Origin of the sequence: Pseudomaricurvus hydrocarbonicus (genome assembly GCF_011602365.1) — a bacterium.
Lineage (GTDB): Bacteria > Pseudomonadota > Gammaproteobacteria > Pseudomonadales > Cellvibrionaceae > Pseudomaricurvus > Pseudomaricurvus hydrocarbonicus.
The window spans coordinates 1-9,341 of record NZ_JAAONZ010000039.1; the positions used below are offsets into that span (position 1 = coordinate 1).

A 9,341-nucleotide genomic window follows, 5' to 3' on the forward strand; every position below is an offset into this window, starting at 1 on the left:
GAATTTCTCGACGAGGTGTCGGCCATCCCTGAAGGCGACGGTACACTGCTGGACAATTGTCTGATCCTGGCACACTCGGACTGCTCGATTGCCCAGGCCCATGCGGTTGAGGGGATTCCCATCATGATCGCGGGCAACGCCGGCGGTAAAATTCGCACCGGTTTTCACCTGGCCGGAAACGCCGACCCATCAGTCGTATCGGATTGACCGTACAGCAGGCCATGGGGGTACAGGTTGATCACTGGGGCGCGCTGTCGATGGAGACCAACCGGACCATATCGGAAGTGTTAAGTTAACTTTGCAAACTGACCCTGGACTAGTGGCCTTAACTGACGATGAGCGAAGACTTTATGAGTATGGATGACAGCCTGCAATGCAAACCCCCATCCCCTGGCGACATAAGTTAGGTAAGGGCAGAGTGTTCTACTCGGCGACTGGTCATTACAGCCCGGCGGCTTAGCAGGAGTTGATGGCAGGGTCATGACCTAGGCCATGCCATCCGTGTCCGACGTTATTGCTGACGACTATTCGTGACAAAATCTCCGGAACTTTTGTTGATACGTTGTTTTTAAAGAGAGATTGTTGTGAGTAGAAACTGACAGGTTCGCGGTGGAAGCCGATACAACTTCGTTCTTGTAAGGGCGGCCTATGAGTTTGGGGGGCCGCCTCCCGGCTGGGTGTGTTGATATTTCTGGCGCGGCACCGTCGCCCCCCCCCTTCGCTACAGTTTTATCCTAGCAGGTGTATATTGGCATGAGTCTAATTGCCTGCGTTGCCTATTAAGCCCAAAAGACAGGGTTTATTTGTTTGACGAAACTTGATCATCGATATCTCATTAACTGACACTAGATACCTTGGAGATTTGATTTAAAGTACTGGTTAAGTGGTTTCTCACAAGTTGCAGCAGTATATCTGCAGTTACTGGCAACTGGCGACCGAGCCGTGTAATCAAGCTTATTTTCGTGCTGTTAAGTATTGGGTTATCCGTTGGCCGGCTGACAATCTGTTCTGAGACCAAATCCTTGAACACTGCAATTTCAGGCATAAAGGTAATCGCGTTCTCTGTTTTTACATACTCTCTCAATAGATGTAGGGAGTTGGATGTCAGCTTTGGTTCCAAAAATGTATCCGTCCTATCAATGATCTGGCGAATCCGATAGGACTTATTTGGCAATGCGATTTTCTCTTGGGCAATTTCCTCCAGTTTCAGGGATTTTCTGCTCGCGAGAGGGTGGTTTGGAGGAAGGATAGCCTTAATAGGTTGGTCAAATTCTGCTTTTGTACGTATTTTCGGGTCTTTCGGTGTATCAAAAATAAGACCGAAATGAATTTCATCCTCCTTGACTAAATCGCTAATGTGATTGGTTTTGGCGAGTAGTATGTCAACCACGATACCATCGTATTCAGCAAGAAAGTTATTGATGATACGACTGAAATCGTCGGATACAAACCCTTCCCCTATGGCAATTTTCACAGTGCCGCTGCGAAGCCGTTTAAGACTATCCAATTGTGACAAGAACACTTCTTCCTGTGCACAGCGTTCAGCATAGTGATTTACAGCCAAGATTCCAGCCTCGGTCAACTTGATACCGCGCCTCCCTTTTTCAATCATTTCTACCCCAAGTTCCTTTTCTAAAGCAGCGATTTGTCGTGTTACCGAAGAAGGGGCAACATCCATGGCCTCACTGGCTGCATTCATGGTGCTATATCGCTGTGCTTCATAGAGGTATTTCAAACGGATACTGTTTACGGTGACTTTCACGGGGCTCTCCTGGAGGTGCGAAACTGCTGTGTCGGAGCTGACTTACTGATGACTTGATTATAATTTATGTTGCGCCGAAAGCAATGTTTATTGGTATGTCTTGCTATTGATGTTTTATTAGGCCGAAGCTAATGTAGATTGCAGGTGACGGTCTGGGTTAATTCTTATCTTGTTCAGGCTCGCCAGAAGGTCAAAGCGAGTGGGAGCAGCGCGTTGTTTGTTTAATTTGCACTAAGAGGACGTATAGTGGGTAAGTACAGTGTTGATTGGAAAGGTTATATTCCCGCAATTACAACGAACTTTAACCGCGCAGGGGAATTTGATTCCGAAGGAATGAGAGCCTTGGTGAGATGGTTGTTGGGCCAGGGTGTTCATGGGGTTGTTACGGCAGGTACTCAAGGTGAGTGGTTTGCTATGTCATTCGAAGAGAAGGCCTCGCTTTTTAGTGTGGTAAGTGAGGAGCTTAAGGGGAAGTGCACGATTATCGCTGGCTGTAATGGTTTTACGGTTGATGAGGTGGTAAAAAATGCTGAGTTAGCGGAATCTCTCGGGTTTGATGGCATATTGCTCTCAGCGCCGGCCTATATGAGCCTGACAGAGCGAGAGGTGTATCAGTTTTTTAGTGACGTGAGCGACCGGGTTTACTTGCCGATTTGTGTGTACAACTGGCCCCCAGGTACGAATTTGGACATGTCGTTCGAATTGATATCGAAGTTGGCGGAACTGGAAAAAGTGGTCGCCCTAAAGCATTCCACACCGGACCTGCATAGTTTTGTACAGGTCTTTTATGCAATGAAAGATAAGATCCGTGTATTCGGAGTCCCTGTGAATGAGTTTGGGATATCGTTAATGAAGGAAGAAAATGCTGCGGGGCAGATGGGCGCTGCGGCGATACTCGGTTCCGAGCATCCACAATTTTTTAATGCAATTTGGGACGGCGATTACGAGACAGCGAAAAGAATTGGGTCAAGAGATTCATTCCTAATGCAGTCATGGTTTACACCGGATTTAACTGGGCGTTTTGCCTCTGCACAGGCTATTTTCAAAGAGGCTTTGAACCTGCAGGGGCTCCCCGGCGGTTACCCAAGACAGCCAATCTTGCCTCTGGATGATTCAGGTAAGGAAATTGTCAGAAGAACTCTGGAAATACTTGGAAAGATATAGATGCCACGTTACGACGTAGTCATTGTTGGCGCAGGAGTCATCGGTTGTGCGTGCGCCTATTATCTGGCGCGAGCAGGCGTCCGCGTAGCAGTATTGGACCGTAATCAGGTTAACAGTGGAGCGTCTGGGCGTAATGCTGGGTCACTGCATTTTCAACTCGAATACCGGCTGATACAGAATCAGGATCTGTTGGATCGCCAGTTGCCGTTCTTGCTACCGTTAACACTGGCAGGGATTGAACAGTGGAGATCCTTGCCGGAAGAACTGGGTGTAGACATCGGTCTTAAAATGACTGGTGGGTTAATGGTCGCAGAAACACCTAAGCAAATAGCTTTGCTCAGGAAGAAGTCGGAGATAGAGACGCGTTGCGGTTTGAATGTTGAGTGGCTCTCCGGAGATGAAGCTCGACAACTGCAACCGGGTTTAAGCCAATCCGTACAGGCCGCCTTGTTTTGCCCTGACGAGGGCCATTGTAACCCACGATTGCTAACCCCCGCCTATGCCCGGCAAGCTGAGGCCGCGGGCGCTAAATTTCTTGAGCCTTGTGAAGTTGTCGACTTGGCGCGTACGGGCGGCAAATGGCTAGTGCGTTGTCGGTTAGTGAATGGTGGTGCAGAAGAGACAATCCAGGCTGAGTCTGTCGTTAATGCCAGTGGTGCCTGGGCCAGTGAATTGGCATTAAAGGCAAATTTGCATTTGCCACTGTTCCCGGTTGCCTTAATGATGAGTGTGACCGAAGCAGCTCCAAAGGTGTTGAAGTATCTGGTTCAGCACGTGGGTAGAAAGCTATCACTTAAGCAGGTTAGCGATGGCAATATCCTGGTGGGTGGGGGCTGGTCGGCAAAACTCCAGACCAGTGCAAAACAAGGCGCTGGCAAGCCAGAAATTCGCCTCGACAACCTGCAAAAAAATCTGGCTGCAGCCTGTGATGTGCTGCCAGCCGTGCGCGACTTAAATCTTATCCGTACCTGGACCGGTATTACCGGTATTACCCTGGATCACCTGCCTGTCATCGGGCAGTTTGCCGAAGCCCCTGGTTTTTATGTGGCGGCAGGCGGCTCGGGATTTACCTACGGCCCGACATACGCCAAGTTACTGAGCGAATACATTCTTACCAATAGGCAACCTGAGTTGCTCAAACCCTATTCACCAGACCGATTCAGTGACCTCAATATGTTTATGGGGCAGTGAGCGAAGCTATGAGAGTTGAAAAGGGCATTAATAGACCACAACCGATTTCCATTACCGTCAATGGGGTAAGCCAGCAGGTTTATCCCGGCGAAACACTGGCCACGGTTTTGTTCAGCGCAGGATTGCAGTGCTTCAACCAGAACCGCTTTGAGCAGCGTCGAGCGCCGCTTTGTAACATGGGCACCTGCTTTGAATGTCTGGTATCTGTAAAGCGCTCTGATAATGATCGGCCACAGCGCTTACGTGCCTGTATGACCGATGTTGAGGAGGGCATGGTGGTTGAGGCTGGCGAAGGTTTTAGTATCACCCCCCCGCTGGGAGATCGCTCGTAATGAACTATGACGTGGTGATCGTTGGTGCTGGTCCTGCGGGTATTGCCGCTGCAAATATCTTGGTCGAGCAGTCTCTTAGTGTTCTGCTCATCGATGAGCAGGCCAGAGCGGGGGGGCAAATTTTCAGACAGCCACCCAAGGGCTGGACGGTCAAGAACTGGCTCTCCAGCAAAATATATCGAGACGGCATTAATGAGCTGCGCAAGGCGGAAGCGAACTCGCTAATTCGCTGGCGGTTTCGCACCACTGTCGCAGGTATCAGTAGAGTTGCTGGTGCCGAGCCAGCTTTTAGAGTCTTCGCTGAAGATGCAAACGGTGTTTGTGAAATTGAATCCCGCTTTTTACTGCTGGCTACCGGTTGCCACGACATGAGTGTGTCTTTTCCCGGCGCAACATTGCCCGGTGTAATGATGGCGGGCGGTATTCAGGCATTTGTAAAAAGCCAGCAGATTGTGCCCGGTGAGTGTTTTGTGCTGGTGGGTACGCATCCTTTACAGATTATTGTTGCTGACCAGATTCTCAAGGCCGGCGGCAAGGTTGCCGGTGTCTATTTTGGGCAGCCCCTGTCCCGATTTTTACGTGCGTTTAAAGCGCCCGCGACGCTGTTTCGGTTCAGTGGCAAATTCCTGTTTTTTCTAGGCTGTATCTGTCGAGTATTGCTCGCGGGTGTTGGTATTCATTTTGGTCGCACGGTTCGTCGCGCTTTGGGTAAAGAAGCGTTAGAGCAGGTGGAGTTAATGAGGCTCGATTCTCAGGGGCAGCCAACAGCAAGCGCAACGCAGGCGGTTGCTGCAGATCGCCTTGGGCTCTGCTTCAGCTTCATTGCTTCCAGCGAGCTAGCTCGACAACTGGGGGCGACTGTGCGCTGGTCTGCGCCTGAGGGTGGTTTTCTGGTTGAGCACGACCAGTGGATGCAGTCATCTGTGCCGGGCCTTTTTGTGGCTGGTGAAATCACAGCCGTGGCAGGAGCTGATGCCGCTATGGAAGAAGGTCGATTAGCGGCCTTTGGCATTATCAGAAAAAAAATGGGAGCACAGCAATGTACCGAGTTTACGACACAGATTGATGCGGTAACACGCCGTTTGCAAAAGCACGAACAATTTTCTACGTTACTCAGGGCATTGTCGGACCCCGAAGATATCCCGAAAACACTACTAAAGGATGAAGCCATTGTTTGTAAGTGCGAGCAGGTCAGCGTTGGCGATATTCATTCGATGCTCACCGATAATCAATTTGTCAGTACAGCGTCATCATTAAAACTCTTAACCCGAGCAGGCATGGGGCTGTGTCAAGGCCGTTACTGCCAGCATATTTTGGTTCGATTGATCGCTGAACAGCGAAATATTCCCGAGCAACAAGTGGGCCCGTACACGGCTCAATTTCCTTCGAAGCCTCTAGCGGTCGCTAAAATATTAGAATGGTCGCCAGAATCACAGTAATAACGTTTTATTCAGAGTGGTCCTTATGATTCGATCAGTTTTCGACAAATTTTTATACCTGTTTATTGTTGTTTTAGTAAGTGCCTGTTCATCTGCTGAAACCAGCCAAAAATCGCACGCAGAACTGGTGCTGGTCGGTGGTACGGTTATCGATGGTAATGGCGGCACACCAAAAACTAATGCTGCAATTCTTATTGCGGACGGCAAAATTCTCAGCGTAGAACCTGTAGCAGATATTGATTACACGATACTGGCAGATCGTGTTGTTGATGTGAGTGGTAAATATTTAGTACCGGGATTCGTCGACAGCCATACTCATATTGATCATGTTAATGGTGTGAACCTGACCGACGAACAAAAAGCATTGGCACGTGACTACAATCTTCGTGCCTTCCTTTATAACGGCGTTACGACAGTGGTTAACATGTCGACCCGTCACCCAGAGTGGCTTCTCAAGCAAAAAGAACTGGCAAAAGAAGATCCATTTTCGGGACCGAGAATTTTTACCGGTGGTAACCACTTTACTCAACCCGGCGGTTGGGGCGGTCGGCATGGTGGCGGGCTCAGTGACCCCACGCAAATTCAGGCGCGATTGCTGCAGGACAAGCAAGACGGTTTTGATCTGGTAAAAATAATTTATGAGGATGGTCTGGGGAAGGAACCCGTCTTTGATCGACTTGCCGATAACACCGTGGAGAATATTTCTAGCCAGGCGCGTACTATGGGCTTTCCGGTTTTTATCCATGCCACTGATTTGGCGGAATATCAGGAAGCCATCGACAGTTCGCCGATGGCAATAGCCCATGGTTTAGTTGAAAACCTTAACACTACTAAAGCTCTTGGCGAAAAACTCGTAGACAAAAATATATTTGTTGTAGCTACCATCGTTTTGTTCGAGTCGTTTTATCGCTACGTTGATAAGCCTTCATTGTTAGATAACCCCTACTTAAAAGCCAGTGTGCCTGATTTTGTCCTCGATAGTATTGCTGAGCAAGAAGCAGTTGCGGATTCTTTGGCAAAAGTAGACGCAATATTGAAAATGGATTCCGCCACTTGGGGTCGGTCGGCACTGTCTAATTTAACGAAAAATACCAAAGGTTTTTTTAATGACGGTGTAAAGATTGCTGTAGGCTCCGATTCAGGAGGCGCAGTTATACATGCATTTCAGGGGTTTAATACCGTCAGAGAAATGGAAATCCTTGCAGATTGTTGTATGTCCAATAGTCAGGTACTTACTGCGGCAACAAAAACTGCGGCGCAAATGTTGGATAAGGAAGAATTGTTCGGCACTTTGGAAGCCGGCAAGGCAGCAGATATTCTTATAATTAATCAGAATCCACTTGAAGAAATTTCTCACGTTCGAGATTTCCAATCCATGGTTGTGAGGGGGGCTTATACTAATCGAGAAAAATTTAGCTACTCGAATTTTATTAATGAAGTCAGTCAGGAAAATCATCATGAGCATTAATCGTCGAAGTTTTGGTTTGTTAACGTTACTTATAGTTTTTTCAGCGACTCTACTGCCGTTTGATCTGGCGCAGGCAGAGTCGGTCAAAGCTGTAAAAGCCGCACGGCTTTATGACGGCACGGGTGCAGATCCAATTACCAATGCCGTTGTTGTCATTGAAGGAAATATGATTAAAGCCGTGGGCAGCGCCGATAAGGTTGCTATTCCAGAGGGCGCAGAAGTGATCGATATGGGCGATAGTACATTGATGCCAGGCCTGTTTGATACCCACGGACATTTGCGATATCGCTACGCAGGTGGGGGGCATCACGGCCGTGTTGCTCAAGCAACAGGAGAACACGGTGCATTGGGTATGCGCATGGTCAAAAATTCCAGAACGCAATTACTCAGTGGTGTTACGACCATGCGTATGACCGGTGAAGTTGGCGGCCTAGATTTTGACATGAAGCATGCCATTGAAAGCGGTATGGTACCAGGCCCCAGAATTATTCCAAGCGGCAGACTGATCTCCTCGACAGGAGGGCATGGAGCTTATGAACCAGAGTCACAAGTGGATGGCCCCTGGGATGTTGTAAAACGAGTGCGTGAGAATTTTAGTCAGGGGGCCAAGTTGATCAAGTTCAGCATGGTGGACTTGTCGCCGGATGCTGCGCAAATGACATTAGAAGAAATTAAAGCGGGTGTTCAGGCCGCTAAGAGTGCGGGGATCCCAACAACAGTGCATTGTACTGGTAACTGGGGTAGCTGTATTCGTCAGTCAGTTAAAGCAGGTGTAGATACGATTGAACATGCCCGTCCGTTAACCCCCGAAATTATCCGCCTGCTCAAACGCAACGGTACGAGTTTAAGCTTGACGCCATTGGTGTATATCGGATTTCGGCCAGATGCGAGTTGGTGGGAGTACCTGGATTCGTCTGTCAGTAAACCCGAGGATTGGATTCTGTTTATGAGGGGAAAAATGACCAGTTGGCGAGTCGCACACCCCGAGTGGGAAAATGAGCCGAGACCTTATGCAGATAATGAATCTGGACGAGCGAAACGGGATTATTTCCCTGCCGTCAAACAACGTCAACAAGAAGTTTTTGATACTTATAAAGCAGGGATACCCATCGGTATCGGTTTAGATACAATTTATGGTGGAGTAACTTTGTCGATGGAATGGATGGTAGAGGCCGGGATCCCTCTAAAAGAGGTGATTCACATGGCAACGGGTAGTGCTGCAAAAATTTCTAAAGTGGATGATCGCTGGGGCACGCTTGAAAAAGGCAAATATGCAGACCTGATTACGGTGAAGGGAGATCCTGTTAGCGACATTCTCAATCTCCATAAGATCGAGTTGGTCATAAAAGACGGACAGCGTGTGGACACGCTAACCTGGAATTGAGTTAGTTTTTAATGAGTATTGTCCAAACCATAATCTTTCCTTGCATTCATATGGATTCTGCTCTGTGCCTATGGGCTGCCAATTGGTGCAAAACGGTAAAACTCCAACATCTAACGCGATTCAAGTTGGTGCAATAAGTTTATTGTTGCACCAATAAGTGTGCTTTGTTTGACTGCTCAGTGATTACCATTAGTGTCTAAGCTGTATTTTTCAAGCAGTTTTCAGGCGCAAGCGCGTATTAGATTAGTTAGAGAAAACATGGGCAATCGTAGATCTTACCGTACGTTAATTGGGTGCGTGGCTGTTTAGCTTGGCCAGTTGTATTTTACGTGAAATACAAGATGATTCTCAATAGATCACTATTAGCTGTCTTTTAAGAGGCGCACTGTAGCCCCGTTAAACAGTTGTCTGAGTTGGGCCTCTTGATTTTAGCTATTGATGTACGAAATAGAGCCTTGAAGGTAGAAGATCGTTCTTTGTGGGGAGAGTGTCCTGATAACTGTGTAAACGTCCCGTGACGCGTCAAAGATGAGCCGTTACCCGCTCACCAAATTCGATAGTAAACCGGTTTAGCGCGGGCTTCCAGTTCCTGATCGGCATA

Annotated in this window: 7 protein-coding genes and 2 pseudogenes; 8 read left to right on the forward strand and 1 reads right to left on the reverse strand. The window is 48.2% G+C overall.

The window, feature by feature from the left end:
• Positions 1–207 (forward strand): annotated as a pseudogene (locus G8770_RS23630) (DUF1552 domain-containing protein); the annotation flags it as partial.
• A gap of 628 nt (positions 208–835) precedes the next feature.
• On the opposite strand, the gene G8770_RS23635 reads toward G8770_RS23630, so the two are convergent.
• Positions 836–1,762, reverse strand: coding sequence for a LysR substrate-binding domain-containing protein (locus G8770_RS23635; protein WP_167192517.1), 927 nt, complete (start codon positions 1,760–1,762; stop codon positions 836–838).
• A 246-nt stretch (positions 1,763–2,008) separates the two neighbouring features.
• Between G8770_RS23635 and G8770_RS23640 the strand changes: the two genes are divergently transcribed.
• From G8770_RS23640 to G8770_RS23665, 7 genes and pseudogenes are all read left to right on the forward strand, one after another.
• Positions 2,009–2,926, forward strand: coding sequence for a dihydrodipicolinate synthase family protein (locus G8770_RS23640; protein ID WP_167192518.1), 918 nt, complete (start codon positions 2,009–2,011; stop codon positions 2,924–2,926).
• Positions 2,927–4,117 carry an NAD(P)/FAD-dependent oxidoreductase gene (locus G8770_RS23645; protein WP_167192519.1) on the forward strand — a complete coding sequence of 397 codons (1,191 nt, stop codon included), beginning with the start codon at positions 2,927–2,929 and terminating at the stop codon, positions 4,115–4,117.
• 8 nt (positions 4,118–4,125) lie between these two features.
• A complete protein-coding gene (locus G8770_RS23650) occupies positions 4,126–4,449 on the forward strand; it encodes a (2Fe-2S)-binding protein (RefSeq protein ID WP_167192520.1) in 324 nt (107 codons plus the stop codon).
• A pseudogene (locus tag G8770_RS24770) lies at positions 4,449–4,829 on the forward strand (FAD-dependent oxidoreductase); the annotation flags it as partial. The gene G8770_RS23650 and the pseudogene G8770_RS24770, both read left to right, overlap by 1 nt.
• 30 nt (positions 4,830–4,859) lie before the next feature.
• Positions 4,860–5,888, forward strand: a complete 1,029-nt coding sequence (locus G8770_RS23655; RefSeq protein ID WP_341771195.1) for a (2Fe-2S)-binding protein — start codon at positions 4,860–4,862, stop codon at positions 5,886–5,888.
• 25 nt (positions 5,889–5,913) lie between these two features.
• The gene (locus tag G8770_RS23660) at positions 5,914–7,356 is read left to right on the forward strand and encodes an amidohydrolase family protein (protein WP_167192522.1); all 1,443 of its coding nucleotides are present in this window, start codon (positions 5,914–5,916) and stop codon (positions 7,354–7,356) included.
• Positions 7,346–8,740 (forward strand): amidohydrolase family protein, encoded by a 1,395-nt coding sequence (locus G8770_RS23665; protein WP_167192523.1) that lies wholly within the window; start codon positions 7,346–7,348, stop codon positions 8,738–8,740. Before G8770_RS23660 ends, G8770_RS23665 begins: the two co-directional genes overlap by 11 nt.
• The last annotated feature ends 601 nt before the right edge of the window (positions 8,741–9,341 follow it).